Here is a 23,734-nt window from a genome sequence, read left to right on the forward strand (position 1 = left end):
AGATATTTCTTCCAGCTTTCTCTCATTTGATTCTCTCTTATTATCTTGTGGTTTTTTCTTACTTATTTTGACACCGGGTAGGCTTCGTTTCCATGTTCTAAAACATCGAGACCTGCAATTTCTTCTTCTTCGCTGACTCTTAAACCCATAGTTTTTTTCAGGATAAAGAAGACAACAAGGCTCATAAGGAAAGACCATCCAAAAGCTACTATGATACCTACCAACTGAGTTCCAAGAAGTTTAAAACCTCCACCATTAAACAGTCCATCCGGTCCTCCACCAAAGTTTTTGTTGGCAAAAAGGCCCACTGCTAAGGTTCCCCAGGCACCACAGATACCGTGAACAGATATAGCACCAACCGGGTCGTCAATCTTCAGTTTATCGAAGAAGATAACACTGAATACTACAAGCATACCCGCAATAAAACCTATCATTAAAGCTCCGGTAATACTTACGTTATAACAACCGGCAGTAATCGCAACGAGACCGGCAAGAGCACCGTTTAAGCTCATACTAATATCCGGTTTTTTGAACATAAACCAGGATACAATCATCGCTCCGGCAAGACCGGCGGCGGCTGCTGCGTTGGTTGTGACAGCTACGATGGCAAAACTTCCTCCAGCCACAGAAGTTGTACTTCCGGGGTTAAAACCAAACCAGCCCAGCCAGAGGATGAATACACCCAGTGTAGCAAGAGTCATGTTATGACCCAGGATAGGTTGAACCACTCCACCCGGTTGGTATTTACCAATCCTCGGTCCGAGAACGATTGCCCCGGCAAGTCCCGCCCAGGCTCCTATAGAGTGAACGACAGTAGAACCGGCAAAGTCAATAAAACCCATGTTTTCCAGAAAACCCTTACTCAGACCGAATAGACCGGCCCAGGCAAAACTTCCAAATACAGGATAAACAAGGGCAGTAATAATCAGGGAGAAAACTATATAAGCCGGGAACTTCATCCTTTCCGCTACCGCACCGGAAACAATAGTTGCTGCGGTTCCGGCGAATACTAACTGGAAGATGAAGAAGGTATATTTTCCTGCAAGAGGTTTCCCCGAAGCATCATTGATAAGACTATCTGCTATAGAAAAACTACCCAGCCCGAGACCTTTAATAATCTGAGGACCGAACATAATGGAAAATCCTATCAACCAGAAAAATATCGACCCTATGGTAAAGTCCGTCAAGTTTTTCATGAGGATATTCACAGTATTTTTCTCTCTCGTGAATCCAGCTTCAACAAGGGAAAAACCGGCCTGCATGAAAAACACAAGAAACGCTGCAACACAGGTCCATAGCCAATCCGTTTCTTCTCTCAGGCTTTTTGCACTTTCGAGACTCTTTACATCTTCCTGTAACTTTTTAAGCGCCCCATTTGTGTCTACAATCTCCGTCTTGTTTTCTGTCGGAGTTTTGGTAGTATCCTGGGCATACGCAAGGCCAGACACACTAAACAGTAGTGCCACTATGAATATCTTTTTCAACATATTTTCTCTCCTAATTATGAATTACAAATTCCTTTTAATATTCTATATATTAAATATTCTAATATACTATTTTAACTCTGAAGCACTGCTTCCTTTTCTTTTAAAACCTGTAAGCGCTCTAAAACTGTTTTTAAAGGATCATTACCGGGACTACTTTTTATCCCCTGTTGCAAAGTTTTTATTGCCTTGGGAATTGAGTTTTCTATCAAATAACATCTGGCTAAAAGCAAACTGGCCTTTGCGAAAGAAGGATCACAGGACAAAGATTTCTTCAAGGCTCTTTTAGTTTCCGAGATTCTTTCCGAACGAAAAAGAGTTTTTCCGTACAGATAATGGATCAGGGCAGTATCCTCTCCGCTGGTTTTTATATACTCTTCTATGTATTTGCTGCTCTCCATGAATCTTCCGGCATTATAGCACATTTTTCCTAAGAAAAGCAAATTGTCTTTTAATGAACAATCCAGTTTATAGGCCTGAACGGCAAGATGGTAAGAATCTGCTTCATTTCTTGCACGATGTGCTTCTTTGGCCATGCGAATCAGAGGCATTGCATCTTCAATCCTCGGACTGGCTTGCAAAGAAAGAATAGTCAGATCGTCTCCTTTTTTTGCATTTTCTTTAAAATCAGACCAATCAGCTAAGAGGCTTTTTATCATAAATTCATTTATGGAATCACGATTTTCTTCAGCGATTTTCTTTGCAGAACTTAAAATCTGAAGAAAACGATCCTGACCATATTCTTCTTTTTGAGAGTTTTTCTGCTCTACGAAACCATCGGTAAAGAGTAAAATGATATCACCTGGATAGAGAGTTCCATATTTTTCTTCATAATCATCTCTCTTTGCATCCAAAATACCCAGAGGCATTCCTTTGGAATCGAGGAATTCATGTTTATTATCTTTACGAATGCAAACAGCCGGTTGGTGTCCACCATTGATATAAGAAAAAGTATAATCACTATAAATTCTCAATAAAAACGCAGTAAAGTAAGTTGATTCCGGTAACTGGGGTTTCAGAGATTCTCCCATCTCTTCCATAATTTCTGACAAACCCAGCCCCTGTTCTACGCAACGATGAAATTTATAATGAATCGCCATTGTTACCAGGGCAGCCGGAATGCCATGTCCGGAAACGTCTACCATGATAGCTGTTAAAGTATTTCCCTTTCGCACTACAGCAAAGTAGTCTCCACTTACTTCTACCATAGGCTCATAGTAAGTATGAAAGTGGATTCCATTCCAGGGAAGAATTTCATGCTGAATAATTTGGCTTTGAACATTACGACCCATACGCAAATCCCATTCCAATTGACTTAAGATGGCTGCTTCACGGGCTCTTGCAGTCATAAGGCCCTCAATTAGCCTGACACCTGTTAAAGCCAGGGCTAATTGAGAACCTAATGCTTCCAATATTTCCAGATCATCCTCTCTATAAAAAAAGGCAGTATCACTTTCAACTGATATAACACCGAGTTTTTCTTCTTTATGAATAATCGGGACACAAATTACACACATAGTAGATTCCATATCATCCAGGTATTCAGGGAATCTTCTTAAATCGGAAATTAATACAGCTTTTCCTTCGGTAAATGTTTTACCGGAATAACCATCACCCGGTAAAAGATTACGTCTCGGTGGTATGGTTTCTTTAATAAATCGAACCGGGACAAGTAATTCTCCATCAAATATTCTTAGAGTTGTATTATCACACTCAAAGATATCTTTGCAAATATTGATAACTATAGAGAATAGATCTTCTTCCCTTCCTGCCTGAGCAAATTCTTTGCTGATTTCAAGGAGAACATCGATCTTGTTTCTGTCACTAAGTCCACCAATGACTTTCTTTGCACCGCGGAAATTAACGACTTTTCTTGTACCAAACTTTTGCTCTATCATCTTTTTTAAACCCTTACGATTTTCCTTGGCCCCTTAACGAATCATAACCTTATCTATTTATCCTGTTGGAAGAGTTCGTTTTCTTTTTTCTTTTTATCTTACTTCAACTACTGCAATACTTGTACCAGTTGGTTAAAAAAAAGATTAAGGTAGGACTCGGGCATGAATTCCCTATAAATACCCTGTACATTAAGAAAAGAGTGCTTAAAAATAAAACAGAGGAGTGGTTTTGCTTAAATATTGAGCATAATGAACCTATCTGCTGCGTTCTTCGTTCCATTTTTTTCAGAACTTCCTGAAACAGCAATTCTTTACACTGTATATCTACGTTGTAGGGCCTCTTCCATACCAATACTGTCCTGATACATAAGTGATAAGAAAGGAAATTATTTTCATTGAAGATAAAATACCGCTTGTGTAGAATAGTTACAGGAGGCAAGATTATTCTATGGAAAACGAAGAAACACCGATAGAAGAAGCAACCGAAGAATCCAAAACAGACGGGCAAAAACCCGTAGATAACATCATCGTACGACATGTTCTGTATGCTATGACAGCCGGAGCCATTCCCGTTCCATTTGTGGACATTGCAGCCGTAACAGCCATACAACTTGATATGATAAAACAACTCTCAGATGCCTACGGTCAGGAATTTGATAAAGACCTCGGGAAATCCTTTGCATCGTCCCTTGCAGGAGCCACTCTCGGCCGTTTAGGAGCCAGTGCGATTAAGGCTCTGCCCGGTGTAGGAACCTGGATCGGCATTACTTCCCAGATGGCTATGGCCGGTGCATCTACCTATGCACTCGGACATATTTTCAATTCGCATTTCGCAAATAAAGGAACAATCTTTAACTTTGATGCGGACAGTGTGAAAAAGAAATACGAAGAATATCTCGAAAAAAGTAAGGGCTTAATTGAGAATCTTAAAAATGAATATAAAAAAGAAGATCAACTGGCTACTATTGAGAAGCTCCATAAATTGAAAGAAAGCGGAGCTATCAGTGAAGAAGAATTCGAGCAGGCCAAGAAAAGTATCCTCGATAAAATCAAATCCTGAGTTTTAACTCCTATGGGCAGCGGTTTTTTCGCTGTTCATAGGAAAGCTTGACATAAATTCCCTTAAAGTAAAAAGCATATCTATGCCACTTACTGCATTTTTACTCTTCTTAAATTTTCTAATTCCTTTTATTTTTTTCAGTCTGGCTTATTCGGAACATCTCAGCACCGGAGTCATTGTAACCTGGGATAATGCAGCCGATATGCTCCTAACTAACCTGATTCGGGAAAACCACATTCTTCTTACAGGACACTATTCCCGCTTCGTCATCCATCACCCCGGGCCTTTTTTTTTCTACACGAACTATATCTTCGAAACCTTATTCTCTGTTTTTTTTGAATCGAGGTATAATACCTGGTTTTTGGCAGCCATTTGCCTGAACTCTTTTTTCATTTCCATAGGAGCCTACCTTACAGGCTTCTATTTCCCCAAAAGAGATAGACTCTTAACTGGAATTTTCTATTCCTTATCTTCCCTATATTTCTTTCGTTTTTTCCCGGCTGACACTCTGCTTTCTATGCCTGTAAAAGTAGTCTTACCCTTCCTTTCATTTATAAGTGCGATTCCTTTACTTCTCGGTCGAAACCTTCCTAAGATTCTTCCTTTCCTAATTTTTCTAAACCTCGTATTAGTTCATGCTTATATAGGAACAGCCATTCTTTCTTCTATCCTTATGCTCATCTTTTTAGTTCCCTTTCTCAAACAAAAACCTTCTCTTTTTCAAAAGCCTATTCTACTGAGTTTTTTACTCATTTTTCTGTTTTCCGCACCTTTCCTAATAGATCTGTTCTTTAGCAAAACATCCAATTTTCAGGAAATTATAAAATTCTTAAAATACAGAAAGCCTCTCTTCCCCAAACCGAACTGGCAGGAAACATTTGAATTTACATTTTTATTCTGGAAAACCAATCTAAACCTCTGGACACTCCTCGGCATCATTCCCTTTCTTCTACTCCTTCTTTTACAAAAAAAACAAAAACCAAAAAAATTATTACTTTTCCATCTACTTTCTACAGGCATATTTACAATTTTCTTTATCGTGTATCATCGTTTTAGTGTGAAGCCCCTACTCGAATTTACCGGTTACTATAACCGGATGCTTCCTGTAAATTTACTTATTTTAATAGTATTATACTCCTCAGGCACGTATTATAAAAAGTATATATTCCTGAAACGCTTTCTTTTAATCCTCTTATCCTTCATTCTATCCGTATTCTTAGTTCAACATATCCGGCAAAAAAAGAATCCTCCCCTCAGCTATCCCTTCATAAAACAAATCTCTGAAACAATCATCCGACAAAAACCGGAGTCTATTCGTATAGGCTATTTCGAGCACATGGACTGGCCTTATATTGCCGGGATCTTGCTATATCTCAGGGATAAGGGTCAAGCTGCCTGTACGGATAAAAAGCACATGGCTTTTTTATACACAGAAAACGCGATTTGTAAAGAAAATGAAAAACCTAATTTTTTACTTTACAATAAAGCAAATTGTCCTGAGAATCCACTCCTGATAGTAAATAACTATTGTCTTATCCAGAATCAATAAATTGACGGAGATTCAAGTGAAGAAAACATTCCTTTTTCTTTTTATCCTATGCGGGATATTTACCATTTTAAACGGAGAAACCCTTCCAAAAATTGTCTCTACTTCTAAAACAGCGAAAGGTTTTGTTCCCAAAGGATACAAAATAGCCAAATCTAATATAGAAAATAAGGATTTACTTATTCAAGAAGATCTTAATAAAGATGGACAAAAAGATCTTCTTCTCGTAATCTGCAAACCATCAAAAGAGGAAATGGAAGACTGTAAAATAAGAACACTTATCCTCGCTTTTAAAGAAAAGAATTCTTATAAACTTTCTCTCATCCAAAACGGTGCTATACTCGATAAAGATATGGGGGGAGCTTTCGGAGACCCTTTTGAGAGTATCAAAGTAGAAAGAGGCTCTATCGTCATCCGTCACTACGGGGGAAGTCGGGAACGCTGGGCTTATACACATCGCTTCCGCTACCAGGATTCCGGCTGGTATCTTATCGGAGAAACAAAAGAAACGATGGATACTATGAGTAAACAATCAGACAAGATAGATAAGAATCTTTTAACCGGAAACGTAGTGAAAGAAGAAAGCGACATAAAAGGGAAGAAAACAAAAAAAGCCTATAAGGAAGCCAAAAAAAAGTTACGCAACCTGAAAGGCTTTAAAGCAGATGAATAAAACCTGATAGTTCTGCTTCGGTAAAGCCGGAAAAGAAAAAACAATGCTGTACCGAAGCAAGAGAAATTTCATTTATTCAGAATAGCTAAAATCAAATTTAACTTCTTCTGGTTTTACTTCGATAAAAGAAAAATACTGATAGAAATCCATAGTTCCAAAAGCAGATAGGTTATGAATATATTTTGAACCAACAGACAAAATACGATGATCCTTATCCTCCAACCAAATAATCAACTGCAAACGTTGTAAGAGAAAATTCTCCTTATTTTGAACTGTTGCATATACCTTATAGTTCTTACTATATTTCTGTTTTTCAATTCGAAGATTAGAAAATTCTAATTTGGGCTGAAAGGGATTATTCAAGTAAGGTTCCGGATATACCAGAAATTTAAAGTCTAAATCTTCCTGTGTATTATATACAGAAAAAGCAAGGGGAGTCTTTTCTCCCGGCAAAAGAAATTTTTTAGTACTGTAGGCTTTTCTTTCCTGTACAATTCCTCCTTCTTGATTCAGAACTAAAATCTGTACTGTCGGTTTTTTAATAGGTTTTTCCCCCGTATTTTCATAAAAACCGGTAAGCTCATGGCGTTTATAACGTCCCTTATATACCACATATACATTGGTAAACTTAGCTCCGAGGTTCATACTCTCTGTCTGAGAGCTACTCTCTGCAACTTTTTTTACAACTTCAGTCGAAGTCGAAGGAGGTTTTGGTTCAATACTTCTTTCCGGGTCCGGCCCCATACGTATAAAAAGTAACAGGGAAATAAATATGGATAACAAAACCGAACCCAGTATAAAATATTTTAGTCCGGGTATCATAGAAAGATTTGCAGACTGATTTTTATTTACCTGTTTATTCGTCCGTTCCAGGAAAAATTGAGTCCCACAGTGCTCGCACATATAAAAGTTTTCTCGAACCTGTTTAATCTTTGTGCTGGAGCAGTTTTCACAAAAAAGTTTATGCTTCATAATATCATCCCTGTTATTTAACAGAAATAGTAAGTCTTAATATAGAATATCTTAAACTCCTATAGAAGCAAACTCATTAAACGCATGCTTCACCCATGTTTTAATCCTTTGTTTTTCAAAAACACCCAGACCGTTGTTTTTATTATTGATAGCTGCCCAAAAACTCATATTCTGTTCATCAATTTTTTGCATCGTGGTATCGTGCAAGGATTTGATTTCTATAATATCGGCTTTCAGATTTTTAGGAATAATATTTGAAGATTCGAAAATTTTAAAATCTGAGCCTCTTCCATAATTCTTAACAATTACATAGGATAATCTATCCTGAAATTTATCGATAAGCGAAGCTAAAAGTTCAGTAGAATCCTTACTATCATCCAAAACATGCCAGAATTTCAAAGAGATTCCCATGTCTTCAGTGATTTCCATCACAGCACTTTCGTCCATCCATTTTAAAAGAGGAAGCTTTGTCTGTGCTGCCAGGTCAACAATGATACGATTCTCCGCGTCCGGATCCAGATTTTCGAAAATTGCATCAAGACTCTCATATTTATCTACCGTTGTGGGAGATGCAAAATTTTCATAAAATCGCAAAAACGTGTTATGAGACCTGTCTGTATCATAACCAATAAAGGAGATATGGTTATCAATATAATATTGAGCCAATAACCTGGAAACAACCGACTTACCCACCCCACCCTTTTCGCCACCAATAAAATTTATTATATTCATATCAATATGCTTAATTTTTCAACAAATGCTGTCAATTGGTTTTTCTATCAATACAGTTATTCGACCTGCTCTGACCTATAAAGACTTGACTCCCTTACCTGTACATAAAATATTCCAATTACCCTATAGTGAATCCAAAAACCAATACAAACATAAAACATAATCCGTTCTCCCGTCTGTTTCACAGAGGCCCTTTAAACCGTCAGATAATGAACCTGGCTATACCGGTTTTTTTTGGCATGATAAGCCAGACCTTAATCCAGGTCAGTGACACATTCATGGTGGGTAAGTTGGGAGCAGAAGCTATTGCGGCAGCGGGGCTCGGAGGACTTGCTTACTTTACCATCCTTGCTTTTTTAATGTATGGCTCGGTCGGAGTCCAAATTGTCACAGCCAAACGCTTTGGTGAAAAAAAAGATAAAGAACTCGGAGAGCTCCTCCTAAGTCTTTTATATTTCAGTTTCTTTGTGGGAATCCTTCTATCTCTTGTCGGCTATTATCTTGCTTTTCCCTATACAACTCTTCTAAATAATGATGCGGCCTTAGTTCAAAAAACGGCTTCCTATCTCTCTTATCGTTTTGTAGGCACATTTTTCTTCTTCATGAGTTTCGGCCTGAGAGGATTTTTAGACGGACTGGGACTTACTTATGTAGGTATGCTTTCTTCTATCTTAACAATGCTCAGCAATATCTTCCTAAACTGGGTTTTTATTTTCGGTAATCTGGGTGTACCTGCATTGGGAATCGATGGAGCCGGAATCGCCTCTTCTCTTTCCGGAGGAATCGGACTTCTCGTGTTTATTTCTTTTTTATTTACAAAAAAAATTCAAAGATACTTTCAACTATCCAAAATCATTCCTGACTTTAGCATCTTAAAAGAATCTCTTTTTTTAGGTCTTCCTCCGGCAATGGATGGACTACTTACCAATATGGCCTTTCTCTTATTCAACAAATTAGCAGGGCTAATAGGGGTGCATTCTTTAGCTGCTTCTAATATTATCTTCTCTATCATGTCTCTTTCTTTTATGCCCGGATTTTCCTTCGGTGTTGCTGCCACTACGATCTTAGGGCAGGCTATAGGGCGAAAAAGTCCTTTCACCGGTATAGTTGGTGTATATCGTTCAGCTCACTATTCAGCTCTCCTCATGGGAATTATGGGTCTTATCTTCATTGTTTTCGGAAAAGAAATTATCTCCCTGTTTACAACAGAAACCTTTGTCATACAGGCCACCTATCCGGCTCTCATTCTCGTATCCCTTGTTCAGGTGGGAGATGCCTATCACATGGTAATGGGCTCCGCCTTAAGAACGGTAGGTCTTGTTTATTGGGTTATGTTTGTTTATATCATCTGCTCCTATGCCATTATGTTACCTATTGCCTATATATTAGGAATTATATATAATTTCGGCACAGCAGGACTCTGGTCATCTATTTCTGTATGGCTGCTCGTTTTAGGGTTTGTATTTACCTATAAGTTCAAAAAAGCTGATTGGTTAAAAAATTAGAACTTCCGAATATGCCAAACCGGGCATACAGTAGTAATAGGCCCGGTATAAAATTACTTACAATAGTCTTCTGTTTTTGCTACAGAAGCTATTTCCACTTTGGAGCCTTTCTTGATTACAAATTCACTCAAGCCCATTTCCGTTTTTGGGTTTCCCCAATCATACGTGTAACCGAGTCTTGTCCAGGGATAACCCTTCTCTCCGTAAGAACTTTCTTTCAGGTTCTGGATCCATTTTTTATGTTCCGCACTCACCCCTTTCGGAAAATCTAATTCGGCTTTGGAATCATTTACTTCCGGATCCGCTGAAGGACGAAATAAATCTTCAGCCCGAACATACATTTCTATAAATTTAGTTTTCCCATTATTCGCAGGAAGTCCTAAAAGCTGCTCTAAGCGCAGGCTTACATTTTTAGGTTTCTGTTGATTACAAAATTCTTTTAATTCAGGAACAGTAGTCACCCAGGTTTCTCGACTTAGTTCCATCTCTTTTCCTATCTGTGTATCATATCCATCCCAATTTGTCCAGGTAAGAGTCAAAACCCGGTTATTCTTCCACTGTAAAGATTTATTCTCTTTTTTTATAGCGATAAGCTTATCACTAATTTCAGAAGCTTCTGCATCCTTTGCATCTAAAATAGCTGCTTGATACTTCTGATTTAAATCTTCAAGGGAAACCTTTTTATCAGCTGTACTACAAAAAGATAAACCTGTAGCCACAAGCAAAAACCATAACTTTAGCATATTCCATCTCCAGTATATATTCAAATTTCAATAATCAGGTATAACGAGCATACCCGGTGTGATATACCCTTCTTCTTTATGGTATAATATTTGTAAATCGTTTTCAATTGCATTTTTTTCTGCATCCGATAAGGCCGGTATAGATCCCGGAAACTTTTCAGACAACTTATACGCTGTTTCAAAATGAGCTCTTGCTTCTTTCTTTAAATTTTGTCTCCAGAATAAAACTCCTAAAATAAAACGAACACTCACAAGAGTAGAACTTTCTTTATTGGCTTTTAAACAATTTTCTAATACTTCTTTAGCCAGACCGAAATCCTTTACCGAACTGACTTCTCTATCAAATAAATATAAACCGATCCAAAAACTTTTTCCAACACCATTTGCAATATAAGCATTTAAGCAATATTTAAATAAGCTATGAGAAGAATATTTTTTATAAATTCCTTCAAAAATTCTCGCCCGGCTATCTTTACTCAATTCATATTCAGAGCTATCCATATCATACAAAGCTTCTATCTGCTCCCGACAGGGTTCAGCTTTTTTAATATAAGGTAAAATCATAAAGATAGAAGAAATTTTTAACTTATCCGCCAGGGATACCGCTGTCTCATTTTCCTCATTGGAAATCCTCGGATTGGCTCCCATACGTAGTAAATATCCCATCAATTTCTGGCTTTTTTTCATAACGGCATAATGAAGGGCAGTATTCCCCTTCTTATTTTTAGAATCCAATAAAACTCCGGAACGTCGCAAGAGTCTCACCATCTCCAGATTATCTTTCATGGCTGCATAATGAAGAGCCGTATTTCCCTCTCTATCGACAGCATTACTGTTTATTTTTTTTTCAATTAATATTTTTACTGTACCCGGGTCAGCTTGCATACTGGCCAGATGAAGAGCACTTAAACCATTCATGTCCTGTCTTCCTATATTTTTTGTAACATTACTCAAATAAGCAGCGGCCTGATACTGCTTATTTAAAATAGCAATATGTAAGGGTAAATTCCCGTTTGCATTTTTCTCTTCCGGAGATAAACCTTTTTGTAAAAGAAAAGAAAGAAGCTCAACATTTCCGGAGGATGCGGCAAAATGTAAACTACCGGAACCATATTTCCAATCTTTATCTTTTAAATTACCTCCTCTATCCAATAAACTTTTTAGCATTAAAATATCACCATTCTTTGACGCAATCAAGATAGGTGTTAAACCCTCTTTTGCAGAACGGATGTTCGGATTAGCTCCATTTTCCAAAAGGAGCATAACCGTTTCTCGTTTACCCAGGAGAACCGAGTTTAATAAGTCTTCATTAATATTAGCCTTTAGGGAAAAAAAAATAGAAATAAAAAGAATACAGGGAAAAATGATTCTTAACATAATCCAAACTATAAGAAAGTATTGAAATAATTTCAAAAGAAATATTCTTTTATTTTAAAAAAAGTTAAAACTTTTTATACACTCAGGACAAAAGTTATGATAAACAATATACAGGACCTTAAAGTTCAAAAAGAATTTGTAGATAACGCTGTTGTAGTTCGTTTACAGGGAGCCATTAGTTCTTTTACTTATGAAAAATTTATGAAAGAAATCCAATTAGCTCTAAAAAAAGGAGATGGAGTAATTCTGGATATGGAAGATATCATCCTGATTTCTTCCAAAGGAATCACCGCCTTAAAAGAAATCAGTGATATCAGCTATAAACAGGGAAAAAAAATTATCCTCTTAAACCTTTCCGAATCGGCAAGACAGGTTCTGGATATGATGCAATTGAAGAAAATGTTTAACATTGCTCCCAATGAAGAACTTGCCGCTAAAATGGTAGAGAAATAGGTTTGTAAAATGGAAAAATTTAATTACTACCGGAAAGCTTATCATCTTTTGGGATTTATCGTTCCTATTGTTCTGTATTTTGACCTGGTTCAGGGGGCATTCGGTTTGAAATATGCTTCCCGTGCACTTACTTTTCTCGGAATCAGCACTGTTCTTTTATTATTGGTTTTCACGGATATTCCCAGACTTACCAATCAGAAATTTCGTGAATTCTATATGAAGTATTTTGGAAAGCTCATGAAAGAAGGAGAGAATAAGAGACTGAACGGTTCAGTTCCTTATATGCTTTCCAATATGTTTGTGATTCTTTTATTTCCTCCTGAACTGGTATTTCTCTCGATTATGTATCTTCTCATTGGTGATCCCTCAGCTGCTTTTTTTGGTGCTCGCTCAAAAGGATACAGGTTTTATAATGGGAAATCCCTGGTGGGTGTTTTAAGCTTTATTATATCTACTATTATTTTTGGAATAATTCTCATTGGAATTTTCCAGGTTCTTAATCCATCCTCTCCCTTTGCTCTGTATTATTCGAATAAATTGAATATTCCTATGATTGTACTGATTGTACTGGGCTCTATAACAGCTGCTCTTGTTGAATTTTTTTCCGGCCACGCACTCTGGGGAATTTTAGATGATAATCTTACGATTCCTGTTAGTTCCAGTTCAGTTATTGCCTTTGGTGCTTATTCTATCTTTGATTTTAGCAAAGAAGTCCTTCTTTTTGATTACAGTCTCTTATTTGCAGGTCTTTAAACTATAGGGGACAGTAGTCCCCACTATATTTTCATTCCATCAGAAATAAACGACACGATTTCTTCCACATCGCGGGTTTCATCAAGCTCCATTTTATCTTTTACCAACCATTGAAAGATAATTTCTTTCATCCCACCAATTATTATGTGAGAAATTAAAGTGGCATTTCTATCGCGTAAAAAACCCTTTTTTTGACCTTTTTCGAGGATTTTTTTTACACTTTCGATTAGAAACCCGGAATATCTTTCTATGGTCTCATCAAATTCCGTATCCTGTCCTGCGGGAGAATTTAAAAATATTTTAACCAGTTCTTTATGCTGTAAAACAGTTTTAAGGAGGGAGTTTATCATATCTTTTACATCCTCTCTATAGCTTACAGCGTGTTTCCGGTTTAAAATTTCTATAGCCTTCATATCTTTCATTAAATCCGTAAAAAGTTTATGAATTAGCATTTCAAAAATTTCTTTTTTATTTTGAAAATATAGATAAAAGGTTCCTCGGGCAAGACCGGTTTGCCGGATAATGTCTGAAATGCTGGTATTATGATAACCTTTTTCAATAAAGACAGTCTTGGCGGATTGCAAAATTACATTACGATTTTCTTCTTTTTTCTGTTCTCGTCTACCCATATCTAACTTTTCGGAATATTAAAAGCAATTACTAAAGTTATGAAATGAAGTGGAGAGAATAAAAAACCCCATCGAGTTGATGGGGTTTTTGGTAATATGGTCAAGTCTCACGGCCTATTAGTACTACTTGGCTGAATGTGTTACCACACTTACACCTGTAGCCTATCAACCGGGTCATCTTCCCGGGGCCTTTAGCCTTGCGGAGGGAGATCTTATCTTTGGAGAGGCTTCCCGCTTATATGCTTTCAGCGGTTATCCCGTCCGGATATAGCTACTCAGCAATGCCACTGGCGTGACAACTGATACACCATGGATCCGTTCACCCCGGTCCTCTCGTACTAGGGGCAACTTCCTTCAAATCTCCTTCGCCTGCGATGGATAGGGACCGAACTGTCTCACGACGTTCTGAACCCAGCTCGCGTACCGCTTTAAATGGCGAACAGCCATACCCTTGGGACCTGCTTCAGCCCCAGGATGCGACGAGCCGACATCGAGGTGCCAAACCGCGTCGTCGATATGAACTCTTGGACGCGATCAGCCTGTTATCCCCGGAGTACCTTTTATCCGTTGAGCGATGGCCCTTCCACTCAGAACCACCGGATCACTAAGCCCTGCTTTCGCATCTGCTCGACTTGTTGGTCTCGCAGTCAAGCTCCCTTCTGCCTTTACACTCTTTGCGCGATTTCCGTCCGCGCTGAGGGAACCTTTGGGCGCCTCCGTTACACTTTGGGAGGCGACCGCCCCAGTCAAACCGCCCGCCTGACAATGTCTTGTGTAATTCACACAGTTAGAACTCGAGTTCACTAAGGGTGGTATTTCAACGATGACTCAACACAAACTAGCGTCCATGTCTCTCAGTCTCCCACCTATCCTACACATAATAAACCAAAGTTCAATGCCAGGTTACAGTAAAGGTTCACGGGGTCTTTCCGTCCTATCGCAGGTAGCCCGCATCTTCACGGGCATTACAATTTCGCCGAGACTCTCGTTGAGACAGTAGGGAGGTCGTTACACCATTCGTGCAGGTCGGAACTTACCCGACAAGGAATTTCGCTACCTTAGGACCGTCATAGTTACGGCCGCCGTTTACCGGGGCTTCGATTCGAAGCTTCGCTTGCGCTAACATCTCCTCTTAACCTTCCGGCACCGGGCAGGTGTCAGTCCCTATACGTCATCTTACGATTTCGCAGAGACCTGTGTTTTTGGTAAACAGTCGCCACCCTCTTTTCACTGCGTCCGACTCGAGCTTCACCGCGGGGCTTCACTCAATTCGGATCCCTTTCTCCCGAAGTTACAGGGACATTTTGCCGAGTTCCTTAACGAAAGTTATCTCGAACACCTTGGAATTCTCTTCCCACCCACCTGTGTCGGTTTGCGGTACGGACATTATGACCTAAACTTAGAAGCTATTTCTTGGCAGCTTGGAATCTTTAGCTTATTCTCATCTCTGAGACTTCCCGATATACCTCCGCTCAAGATGCGGATTTTCCTGCATCTCTCATAGCCTACATATACCAACAGGGTCTACCAACGCCCCGCTCTAAATATCCTTCTGCGTCACTCCTTCGCACAATCATAACGGTGCAGGAATATTAACCTGCTTGCCATCGACTACGCCTCTCGGCCTCGCCTTAGGACCCGACTAACCCCCGGCGGATTTGCCTTCCCGGGGAATCCTTGGGTTTTCGGTGAAGGGGACTCTCACCCCTTTTTACGCTACTCATGCCGGCATTCTCACTTCTTACTCCTCCAATACGCCTCTCGGTATATCTTCATCGGATGAAAGAACGCTCCCCTACCGCGTGCATCACTGCACACCCGTGTCTTCGGTATCATGCTTAGTCCCATACATTTTCGGCGCAGAAACACTCGACCAGTGAGCTATTACGCACTCTTTCAAGGGTGGCTGCTTCTAAGCCAACCTCCTGGTTGTCTCCGTATCTCCACATCCTTTCACACTTAGCATGAATTTTGGGACCTTAGACGACGGTCCGGGCTGTTTCCCTTTTGACCACGAAGCTTATCCCCCGTAGTCTGACTGCCATACTTCAAGTCACAGTATTCGGAGTTTGATAGGGTTTGGTAAGCTTGTGGGCCCCCTAGCCCTGTCAGTAGCTCTACCCCTGTGACTAAACATATGACGCTAGCCCTAAAGCTATTTCGGGGAGAACCAGCTATTGCCAGATTTGGTTGGCCTTTCACCCCTATCCACAGGTCATCCCAAGACTTTTCAACGTCAACGGGTTCGGCCCTCCACTGAGTTTTACCTCACTTTCAGCCTGCCCATGGATAGCTCATCTGGCTTCGGGCTTACTCCATGCTACTTTTCTCGCGCTATTAACACTCGCTTTCGCTTCGCCTCCGACATCTCACTGTCTTAAGCTCGCAACATAGAGTAACTCGCCGGCTCATTCTACAAAAGGCACACCATCACACATCTCAAGTGCTTTGATACCTTGTAAGCATACGGTTTCAGGTTCTATTTCACTCCGGTCCCCCGGTTCTTTTCACCTTTCCCTCACGGTACTCGTCCACTATCGGTCACTGAGGAGTATTTAGCCTTGGAGAGTGGTCCCTCCAGATTCCCACAAAATTACACGTGTTCCGTGGTACTCAGGAATTCCACTAAGAGAGTTGATTATTTCGAATACAGGACTTTCACCTTCTCTGGTCGGCTTTTCCAATACCGTTCCTCTATACTCAACCTTTTTTACTCTTCGTGAGATCATGAACTCTCACTTGTGGCTCCTTCAACACCTCTGCTACAGCGGTCCATGCCTGTAACATAGACAGAGGTTTGGGCTCTTTCGCTTTCGCTCACCGCTACTCACAAAATCGAACTTTCTTTCTTCTCCTCCGGGTACTAAGATGTTTCAATTCCCCGGGTATCGCCCCCACTCGCATGGGTGACAGGCTATCGCCTGCCGGGTTCCCCCATTCGGAAATCAACGGATCAACGCTTGTTTACAACTCCCCGTCGCTTATCGCAGCAAACCACGTCCTTCTTCGCCTCTCAGTGCCCTGGCATCCCCCGTATGCCCTTACTTACTTGACCATATTACTTATCACATAACTTACGTCATGCAATCCTAACGTCTCGCAAGAATGAGCCTGGTTCTTCTTTTCTTCTACTAATTCCAGGTGTCTTCACTAAAATTGTAATTATTAATTAATTTCTTTCTTTTATTGTTTTTGTTCTCAATAAAATAACTTTTTACTATACGACTTGATTCAGTTAATAATGAACTTGCGACTCGCATCATTCTCCAGAACCTTTACCTCGTCCCGGCCCAATGCCTCTCGCGTGAAAAACAACTTCCCATACACTCTTTACTACGTCAACACTTTTTTGTATTTATTACTAAGAAAATTGTTTTTTTTTCCCGGACTCCCCCCACTAAACCCTCCCTTCCTAAATAAAATACCAACCTTTACCACATCCAATGATGATAAGTGAAGTGATGCCCTCTCAAATTCGTTTAAACTCTTCTCAATTCATTCTTATCGGTATGCTCAAAAGTCTTACCGTATATATCCAAATACACATTCTGGAAATAAAGGACTTTTTCAAGTTTGTCTTTTAAATATATCGTCTAACCAATTTTTCCAAATCGGCCTAATGAATCTCACAATAAGATTTCTCAGTTTTTATGGTTTTCCAAGGATTAGAAAATGTTTCTTTTGTGTTCTCTTAATACTAATTCGGTATCTCCCTTCTTCATATTTTAGAAATTTACTCGATTCTAAAATTTCTTTTCCGTTTGCATCAAGTAGTTTCAACCCTTCCCTTGCTTCCAACTTAAGCTCTGCTTGAACCGGTTCGGAAAGAATCTCATTTTCTTCTTCCAGAGCAGATCTGGCCAGAGATAAAATAAGAATTTTAGAAGATTCTTTAATTCTATGATTATCCAGCGATTGCACAAGAATCAAAGCCCTTGAAGTTTTTGACTCAAGACTTATATGGTTCAATTTTAAAATTTTATTTTTTAACCAACCTTCAAAAAGCTGTAGATAAGGTGTATTTACACTTAAATACCCTTCTTTCCAGTTTCTATAAATTTCTCCCGTATCCGAAAGAATAAAAGGGTCGCTCCCGGTAAAATTTAAGTTTAAATCCCTGATTCGAAATACATTGCTATTTTGTTTGGAAACAGAGGATGAACAAAAATTCAGCCTACTTTTCTCTGATAGAGTCCTGAGAGAAAGGGAATTATCGAGTTCTTCATTCTTTTCCGAAATTTCAAGACAATAGCTCTTCTTTGAAGCAGAAACCTGCTTCTTTCGAAAAAGTATAGAAGATGAACGTAAAGAATGACGAATAATAGGGTCTTTCTCGATTAAACTAAGACTACTATATTTCTCTCTTGTTTTTTCCAGGCTTGAAATTTTAAAAATAAGAGCGGACCAGTCTTGAAGAGATGCAAAAGAACTTAAATAAAAAGGAATTAAAAACCTATCCTGAGCCAGATAAGGCATTTCCCAGGAGCAAACCATCATCGGACTTTCAAGTTTTCCCTGATCTGCTATTAACTTATGTAGAAAATTAGATTTTTTTAATGGATTTACATCCAGACTACCCGGACCCGGTTTTGCTTTAGTACAATGGAAAAAATTCTTAAGGCTTCCCGAATTTACTTGAGATTCAAGTCCTGTAGCAAAATGAACTGAAAGCATTCCACGATATCCTAAATTTCTAATCTTTCTCTGAATAGCCGGTATAAGGGTTTGAGAGAAGGGCTGCTTGCCTGTAAATGAAATGGATAGAAATGATAGTGCCGGCTCCCGGGTATACTTTAGCTTTGAGTTCGGGATTTTCAGATTAAAAAAGTTATCAAGGACTCGCAAAGAATTTCTGGAAGTTTGAACTGCTTTTTCTTCCGGGTTTTCATCTTCCGGCTTTGATTCAATCTTTACCTCAAGCATTGTATAAATGCCTTCCTTCTTCAAAGACTGTATCCATAAATCTATTTGATTTGCGTTTTCAATGAGTTGAAGCTTGGCCAGGTTAAAACCAGCCTCTCTGAGATGACGGCTATACCGGGAGATTTCTTCCGAACCCAGACGAATATCATTTTCCGGAACCTGAACACCAAAAAACCGAATTTTCTTTTTTCCTAAATACAGGCTACGTCCGCGACTTTCTACAAACCCAAACTTTCCGGCCGGAATATGATTCATAGAAGAAAGAGAAATGGTATTTCCCTGTTTATACTTTGAGTCAAACCAGAGTTCGGGCTGTATAGTATCATACCTGTGTAGATTCTCAACAAAAGCAGAAGAAACATGAAGATTATAGTTTGGATCCTCAGAATGAAAAAATTTGTAAAGAAGGCCCATAATCAGAAAAAAAATAAAGAAAAACACAAGGATACTTTTAAATTTTTGAGACATAATCGTATTTAGTAAAGAAGTGACTCCTGATACATTTATTATAAATCTTTAATTTGACTGGAAATAAAGAGAATAAGAGAGATTATACAATAAAAAAAGGAATAGTCAAGTACCGAAACTTATGAGAAATATCTTGCAACCTTTCCTTAACCCACGACTTAAGTCGTGGGTTAAGGAAAGGTTGCTTAATTCGTGGGTTAAGGAAAGGGCTAGTCTTTGTAGTATTCGTTAGAAGCTTCTTTCAAAAACTGTCTTTCTTTGCGGGTTAAAGATTTCATTCCATGTTTAGAAATCTTATCCAAAAGCTCGTCTACTCGCTCTTTTGCATTCTGTCTTTCATACATTTCTTCCTGGTATTTCATCATCTTTCTTTTTTGCCTATAACGGCTGAGGGAAAAATTAAAATTAATTTTATAATTCCTATCAGCAAAGAAGAAAAGAGCTCCTCCTATTGCTCCTCCTAAATGGGCCATATGAGCGATATTCCCCCCCTCTCCGGCCTGAGAAAACATGATAATCAACATATAAATCCCTATTAAATATTTAATTTTAATAGGAAAAAGCATCATAAAAAGGACTTCTCGGTCAGGCCAGTTGAGAGCATACATCAATAGAACTCCAAAAATTCCCCCGGATGCCCCTAAAACATAGTAATAACTCCCATTCAGGTTATATACAATAAGAGATAGTATCCCGCCTAATAAACAGGAAAGAAGATACGCACCAACAAAGTTTTTACTTCCATACTTAATTTCTAATTCAGAACCAAACATCCAGAGAGAAAACATATTCAATAAAAGATGCATAATACCTCCATGCAGAAAGGCATATGTTAACAGCTTATAATAAAATAAGGGATTTAATTCTCTGGGGTTCAAAGCTAAGTATTCCATCAGAGGATCGCCACTTCGTAAAAACTTGAAGTTAAAAATACCGGCAGCAATAAAATGGATGACAAAAATTGCGGAGTTAATAATAATTAAGGCCTTTACAGCAGGTGTAATGCTCGGTCCAAAACGAACCTGGTAATTATAATTTCCCATGGATGACATAGAGCCAGAATATATATCACTTGTAAAAAAGTAAAATGGATTTTACACTGTAAAAAGTACAAAATTTACCTGAAAGAGATGCCGTGAAGATTACATTATATGGAACAAGGGGCTCCCTTCCTGCCCCACTGAGAAATTCTGAATATAAAGAAAAAGTTCTGGAAATCCTTGAAAGGTTTCACGAAAAAACGATAACGGATAAAAGCGAAATCAAGGAATTTTTTGAATACCTTCCTCCCCAGTTAAAGTACACGGGTGGAGGGGATACGACCTGTGTACACCTCAGTTCTGAGAAAGGTAAGACCTATGTTCTGGATCTCGGCTCCGGGGTTCGAAATGTTGGAAATGACCTTTTGAAATCCGGTTTCTTAGGTGGAGACAAGGTTTTAGAAGTTTTCATTACCCATACTCATTGGGATCACATTCAGGGACTTATGTTTTTTAAACCTTTTTATATTCCGGGTGTAAGTCTTAATTTTTACTCTCCCTACCCTGATCTCGAAGAACGCTTCATTTACCAGATGCAGCCCAAGTATTTTCCGGTAGACTTTAACATGACTATGTCCAAAAAAAACTTCAAATCGATACATCCCGGAGATCGTATCGAATTTGATGATGGAATAAAAGTAGAATGCCATCCTCTCAAACATCCGGGCGGTTCTTACGCTTATAAATTCTCAGAAAATGGAAAAGTATTTATTTTTGCTACCGATGCAGAATTTACCGGTGAAGATATTCCGGCAATCCGTGATATGGCCGACTTTTTTGGTGGGGCTGATTACCTGATTATTGATTCTCAGTATACTCTCGATGAATCCTTTAAAAAGTTCGACTGGGGACACACTTCCTATACAATGGCTGTTAACTGTGCTACAGTCTGGGGCGTTAAAAACTTAATCTTAACCCACCACGAACCGGACTACGATGATAAAAAGGTTTTTAGTATTTTAGAAGAAGCCAGAGAACATAAAATGCATCTTGGAGGAAACGACGTGAATATTATCTTGGCAAGGGAAGGTCTGGTAATCGACCTATGAAACAAAGAGGCTCCCTTTTTATGAGCTCTTTCCTTTTAATAATTGCCCTATTAGGAGGAGCTTTCTTCGGCTATATCCTATCAGAAGTCAATCAGGGAAAAGAACTGAATAAACTGGCAACTTACATGCCGACAACTCCCACAAGGCTTTATGATATTAATGGAATTCCATTTGCAGAACTTTATAGACATAAGCAGGAACTCATCAAGTTTCAGGATATTCCACCGCATGTAATCCATTCTTTTCTTTCGGTAGAAGATACAAATTTTTATAATCACTTCGGTATCGATTTTTTAGGGATCCTGAGGGCAACTTTTGTAAACCTCAGACACATGAGAATCGTTCAGGGAGGTTCCACCCTCACCCAACAGCTGGCAAAAACCGTTCTACAGGATAGGAAAAAGAATTTTACCCGAAAATTTATCGAGGCACTTTTAACCCTGCAAATTGAGCAGGAATATTCAAAAGAAGAAATTCTTGAGATTTATTTTAACCTGATTTATCTGGGTCACGGAACTACCGGTCTTGCTTCGGCTGCCAATGTCTACTATTCTAAAGATGTAAAAGATTTAACCATAGCAGAAGGAGCCATGCTTGCCAGGCTTCCCAAAGCCCCTGTAAAATATTCTCCGTTCAAAAACCCAAAAGCAGCCAAAACTGCACATCTTCTGGTTCTAAAATTGATGGCAGAAAATGGCTACTTGAAAGAAAAAAATATTAAAAAAATCCATGATGACTTCTGGGATATATACTGGCCGGTTGTCATTACTCAGTCTCCTTCCCGTTCTACCTGGGGTTCCAGGCTGGATAGAGCCCCCTACTTCACCGAGGAAATCCGAAAACAGCTTTTAAAACAACTGGATGAGGAACAGGTCTATACGGGTGGACTTAAAATTTATACTACTCTCGATTTAAGAAAACAACTCATTGCAGAAGAAGAGCTGGTAGATGCTCTAAAAAAGCAGGATAAAATTTCCTACGGAGCCACCGCTTCTTATTCGGGTGGGGTAGACAGGAGTTTATTTGGTCTGTATTCTGTAATGGGCCAGTTATTCCCCCTGCGGGTACCCTTTGTAAACCGCTTTGATGCAGACGCCAATTATCGAATTACTTTAGAAAAAGAACTCATTGATTCCCTCGATGCTCTTACCCTTCTGACTCCTGCAAACAATGAATCCGTAGCCCTTTCAGAATTTCGTAAAAGGACAGCTATTTTTTCCAAAAACCTGCATGTAGAGGGAGCTCTCATCAGTATTGAACATAAAAGCGGTCAGATTCAAACTATGATAGGAGGCTCCCATTTTACTCCTAAAAACCAGTTCAATAGGGCTGTAATGGCCAGAAGGCAGACCGGCTCTTCTTTTAAACCCTTTGTTTACGGAGCGGCCATACGGGAACGTAAAGTAGCTACCGGGACGGGCATGATGGATGCGCCCCTGATGACCCTCTCGGATGATGGACAGGGTTGGGCTCCTGAAGACTCTACTGGTGACTTTCAGGGACTGGTTCCTTTAAAAAGGGCTCTGGCTATGTCTATGAACATTGTCTCCGTTCAGCTCTATTTCAAAACAGGTCCTGATCCCATCGCTGATTTTGCTTCCCGTGTAATGGCAGTTCCCAAGTCTCGCTTTCCGGCTGATCCCAGTCTGGCCCTGGGCGTAGCCGAGCTTACACCCCTCGAAATGGCCAGAGGATACGCTACTATTGCCAATAAAGGCAGGCTTGTATTTCCTTATTCCCTGCGTTTTGTCGTAGATCAAACCGGTCAGGTTATTTACAACAAAGAGCAAGAAATTCAAAAACTGGTGGAAGAAAAAACCCGGGATGGTTCCATCCAGGTTATATCAGAAGGAAATGCCTATATTGTAAGAAAGCTCCTCGAATACGTAAGTCTCGCCGGAACTCCAGCACAGACCCTGAGAGGAAAAGAGTTCGCAGACTACCACGGAGAAGCCGGAGGAAAGACTGGTTCTACAACCGCCTGGACAAATGCTTGGTACTGCGGTTTTGATCCAAAATTAACGACTATTGTCTGGTTGGGCTACGACAAAAACAGTATCTCCCTTGGAAGGCATATGTATGCAGCAGCTTTAGCAACCCCTATCTGGGGAAAAATGTACAAGCGCATTTATGAGGGGCAGGCTTATCCTAAATTTGAAGATGAATACGATGGTGACCCGGTTCCTTCTGATGTGGTTCAGAGTGGAACCTGTGCTGTAAATGGTCTGGCTCCCAACCCGGGTATCTGTGATTGTCCGACTACCAGTTCTTTATTTTTGAAGCCCATCACTATAGGTGGAATCAATAAAAGCGTTCCGTATCCCAGACGCTGTGAAGGGGAAAGAGATCTATATCGCTCCGTGAACTTCAGTGACTTCCTGAAAGAAGAACTAAAAATTAGTAAAGATGAATTGAAGAAAAAAGAATAA

At 39.4% G+C, this 23,734-nt stretch carries 18 protein-coding genes and 1 rRNA gene; 9 read left to right on the plus strand and 10 right to left on the minus strand.

The genetic code is table 11. The features are described 5' to 3' along the window. Window positions 1-62: 62 nt before the first annotated feature. Both amt and H7A25_15190 read right to left on the minus strand, forming a co-directional pair. On the minus strand, window positions 63-1,487 hold the full coding sequence (amt, locus tag H7A25_15185; protein MCP5501243.1) for an ammonium transporter: 1,425 nt from the start codon (window positions 1,485-1,487) through the stop codon (window positions 63-65). A gap of 71 nt (window positions 1,488-1,558) precedes the next feature. After that, on the minus strand, window positions 1,559-3,382 hold the full coding sequence (locus H7A25_15190) for a SpoIIE family protein phosphatase (GenBank protein MCP5501244.1): 1,824 nt from the start codon (window positions 3,380-3,382) through the stop codon (window positions 1,559-1,561). Between the two features lie 448 nt (window positions 3,383-3,830). On the opposite strand from H7A25_15190, the gene H7A25_15195 reads away from it, so the two are divergent. From H7A25_15195 to H7A25_15205, 3 genes are all read left to right on the plus strand, one after another. Beyond that, window positions 3,831-4,442, plus strand: coding sequence for a DUF697 domain-containing protein (locus tag H7A25_15195; protein ID MCP5501245.1), 612 nt, complete (start codon window positions 3,831-3,833; stop codon window positions 4,440-4,442). A gap of 82 nt (window positions 4,443-4,524) precedes the next feature. Beyond that, window positions 4,525-5,991 (plus strand): hypothetical protein, encoded by a 1,467-nt coding sequence (locus tag H7A25_15200; protein ID MCP5501246.1) that lies wholly within the window; start codon window positions 4,525-4,527, stop codon window positions 5,989-5,991. Between the two features lie 16 nt (window positions 5,992-6,007). Further along, a complete protein-coding gene (locus H7A25_15205; GenBank protein ID MCP5501247.1) occupies window positions 6,008-6,661 on the plus strand; it encodes a hypothetical protein in 654 nt (217 codons plus the stop codon). Between the two features lie 72 nt (window positions 6,662-6,733). Here the strand turns inward: H7A25_15205 and H7A25_15210 are convergent, their stop codons facing one another. Then, the gene (locus tag H7A25_15210) at window positions 6,734-7,633 is read right to left on the minus strand and encodes a hypothetical protein (GenBank protein ID MCP5501248.1); all 900 of its coding nucleotides are present in this window, start codon (window positions 7,631-7,633) and stop codon (window positions 6,734-6,736) included. Window positions 7,634-7,684: 51 nt separating this feature from the next. Beyond that, the gene (locus H7A25_15215; protein ID MCP5501249.1) at window positions 7,685-8,365 is read right to left on the minus strand and encodes a mobilization protein; all 681 of its coding nucleotides are present in this window, start codon (window positions 8,363-8,365) and stop codon (window positions 7,685-7,687) included. A 209-nt stretch (window positions 8,366-8,574) separates the two neighbouring features. Here H7A25_15215 and H7A25_15220 point away from each other — a divergent pair, with 209 nt between their 5' ends. Continuing rightward, a complete protein-coding gene (locus tag H7A25_15220) occupies window positions 8,575-9,870 on the plus strand; it encodes an MATE family efflux transporter (protein ID MCP5501250.1) in 1,296 nt (431 codons plus the stop codon). 53 nt (window positions 9,871-9,923) lie between these two features. Here the strand turns inward: H7A25_15220 and H7A25_15225 are convergent, their stop codons facing one another. After that, window positions 9,924-10,613: a hypothetical protein gene (locus tag H7A25_15225; protein MCP5501251.1), complete on the minus strand. Its 690-nt coding sequence runs from the start codon at window positions 10,611-10,613 to the stop codon at window positions 9,924-9,926. A gap of 27 nt (window positions 10,614-10,640) precedes the next feature. Then, window positions 10,641-11,990 carry an ankyrin repeat domain-containing protein gene (locus H7A25_15230; protein ID MCP5501252.1) on the minus strand — a complete coding sequence of 450 codons (1,350 nt, stop codon included), beginning with the start codon at window positions 11,988-11,990 and terminating at the stop codon, window positions 10,641-10,643. Between the two features lie 96 nt (window positions 11,991-12,086). On the opposite strand from H7A25_15230, the gene H7A25_15235 reads away from it, so the two are divergent. Together H7A25_15235 and H7A25_15240 are read left to right on the plus strand one after the other, a co-directional pair. Further along, window positions 12,087-12,443, plus strand: a complete 357-nt coding sequence (locus H7A25_15235) for an STAS domain-containing protein (GenBank protein ID MCP5501253.1) — start codon at window positions 12,087-12,089, stop codon at window positions 12,441-12,443. Between the two features lie 9 nt (window positions 12,444-12,452). Further along, entirely contained in the window at window positions 12,453-13,196 is a 744-nt protein-coding gene (locus tag H7A25_15240) for a dolichol kinase (protein MCP5501254.1), read from the plus strand. Between the two features lie 23 nt (window positions 13,197-13,219). On the opposite strand, the gene H7A25_15245 is transcribed toward H7A25_15240, so the two are convergent. Beyond that, entirely contained in the window at window positions 13,220-13,825 is a 606-nt protein-coding gene (locus tag H7A25_15245) for a TetR/AcrR family transcriptional regulator (protein ID MCP5501255.1), read from the minus strand. 90 nt (window positions 13,826-13,915) lie between these two features. Then, window positions 13,916-16,884 (minus strand): 23S ribosomal RNA (locus H7A25_15250). Between the two features lie 384 nt (window positions 16,885-17,268). Between H7A25_15250 and H7A25_15255 the strand changes: the two genes are divergently transcribed. Beyond that, window positions 17,269-17,409: a hypothetical protein gene (locus tag H7A25_15255; GenBank protein ID MCP5501256.1), complete on the plus strand. Its 141-nt coding sequence runs from the start codon at window positions 17,269-17,271 to the stop codon at window positions 17,407-17,409. 64 nt (window positions 17,410-17,473) lie between these two features. Here H7A25_15255 and H7A25_15260 read toward each other — a convergent pair whose 3' ends face one another. Both H7A25_15260 and H7A25_15265 read right to left on the minus strand, forming a co-directional pair. Next, entirely contained in the window at window positions 17,474-19,216 is a 1,743-nt protein-coding gene (locus H7A25_15260) for a hypothetical protein (protein ID MCP5501257.1), read from the minus strand. 209 nt (window positions 19,217-19,425) lie between these two features. Next, the gene (locus H7A25_15265) at window positions 19,426-20,259 is read right to left on the minus strand and encodes a rhomboid family intramembrane serine protease (GenBank protein ID MCP5501258.1); all 834 of its coding nucleotides are present in this window, start codon (window positions 20,257-20,259) and stop codon (window positions 19,426-19,428) included. A 92-nt stretch (window positions 20,260-20,351) separates the two neighbouring features. Here H7A25_15265 and H7A25_15270 point away from each other — a divergent pair, with 92 nt between their 5' ends. Both H7A25_15270 and H7A25_15275 read left to right on the plus strand, forming a co-directional pair. Beyond that, on the plus strand, window positions 20,352-21,305 hold the full coding sequence (locus H7A25_15270; GenBank protein MCP5501259.1) for an MBL fold metallo-hydrolase: 954 nt from the start codon (window positions 20,352-20,354) through the stop codon (window positions 21,303-21,305). Further along, on the plus strand, window positions 21,302-23,734 hold the full coding sequence (locus tag H7A25_15275; GenBank protein ID MCP5501260.1) for a PBP1A family penicillin-binding protein: 2,433 nt from the start codon (window positions 21,302-21,304) through the stop codon (window positions 23,732-23,734). Before H7A25_15270 ends, H7A25_15275 begins: the two co-directional genes overlap by 4 nt.

Source organism: Leptospiraceae bacterium (assembly GCA_024233835.1).
Taxonomy (GTDB): Bacteria; Spirochaetota; Leptospiria; order Leptospirales; family Leptospiraceae; genus JACKPC01.

What these genes read in the sequence shown, in the direction of transcription:
- H7A25_15230 (MCP5501252.1), bottom strand. Translation starts at nt 11,990, where the DNA reads ATGTTAAGAATCATTTTTCCCTGTATTCTTTTTATTTCTATTTTTTTT.
- H7A25_15260 (MCP5501257.1), bottom strand. Translation starts at nt 19,216, where the DNA reads ATGTCTCAAAAATTTAAAAGTATCCTTGTGTTTTTCTTTATTTTTTTT.
- H7A25_15225 (MCP5501251.1), bottom strand. Translation starts at nt 10,613, where the DNA reads ATGCTAAAGTTATGGTTTTTGCTTGTGGCTACAGGTTTATCTTTTTGT.
- H7A25_15215 (MCP5501249.1), bottom strand. Translation starts at nt 8,365, where the DNA reads ATGAATATAATAAATTTTATTGGTGGCGAAAAGGGTGGGGTGGGTAAG.
- H7A25_15275 (MCP5501260.1), top strand. Translation starts at nt 21,302, where the DNA reads ATGAAACAAAGAGGCTCCCTTTTTATGAGCTCTTTCCTTTTAATAATT.
- H7A25_15210 (MCP5501248.1), bottom strand. Translation starts at nt 7,633, where the DNA reads ATGAAGCATAAACTTTTTTGTGAAAACTGCTCCAGCACAAAGATTAAA.
- H7A25_15200 (MCP5501246.1), top strand. Translation starts at nt 4,525, where the DNA reads ATGCCACTTACTGCATTTTTACTCTTCTTAAATTTTCTAATTCCTTTT.
- amt (MCP5501243.1), bottom strand. Translation starts at nt 1,487, where the DNA reads ATGTTGAAAAAGATATTCATAGTGGCACTACTGTTTAGTGTGTCTGGC.
- H7A25_15240 (MCP5501254.1), top strand. Translation starts at nt 12,453, where the DNA reads ATGGAAAAATTTAATTACTACCGGAAAGCTTATCATCTTTTGGGATTT.
- H7A25_15220 (MCP5501250.1), top strand. Translation starts at nt 8,575, where the DNA reads ATGAACCTGGCTATACCGGTTTTTTTTGGCATGATAAGCCAGACCTTA.
- H7A25_15245 (MCP5501255.1), bottom strand. Translation starts at nt 13,825, where the DNA reads ATGGGTAGACGAGAACAGAAAAAAGAAGAAAATCGTAATGTAATTTTG.
- H7A25_15190 (MCP5501244.1), bottom strand. Translation starts at nt 3,382, where the DNA reads ATGATAGAGCAAAAGTTTGGTACAAGAAAAGTCGTTAATTTCCGCGGT.
- H7A25_15195 (MCP5501245.1), top strand. Translation starts at nt 3,831, where the DNA reads ATGGAAAACGAAGAAACACCGATAGAAGAAGCAACCGAAGAATCCAAA.
- H7A25_15255 (MCP5501256.1), top strand. Translation starts at nt 17,269, where the DNA reads ATGATGATAAGTGAAGTGATGCCCTCTCAAATTCGTTTAAACTCTTCT.
- H7A25_15265 (MCP5501258.1), bottom strand. Translation starts at nt 20,259, where the DNA reads ATGGGAAATTATAATTACCAGGTTCGTTTTGGACCGAGCATTACACCT.
- H7A25_15235 (MCP5501253.1), top strand. Translation starts at nt 12,087, where the DNA reads ATGATAAACAATATACAGGACCTTAAAGTTCAAAAAGAATTTGTAGAT.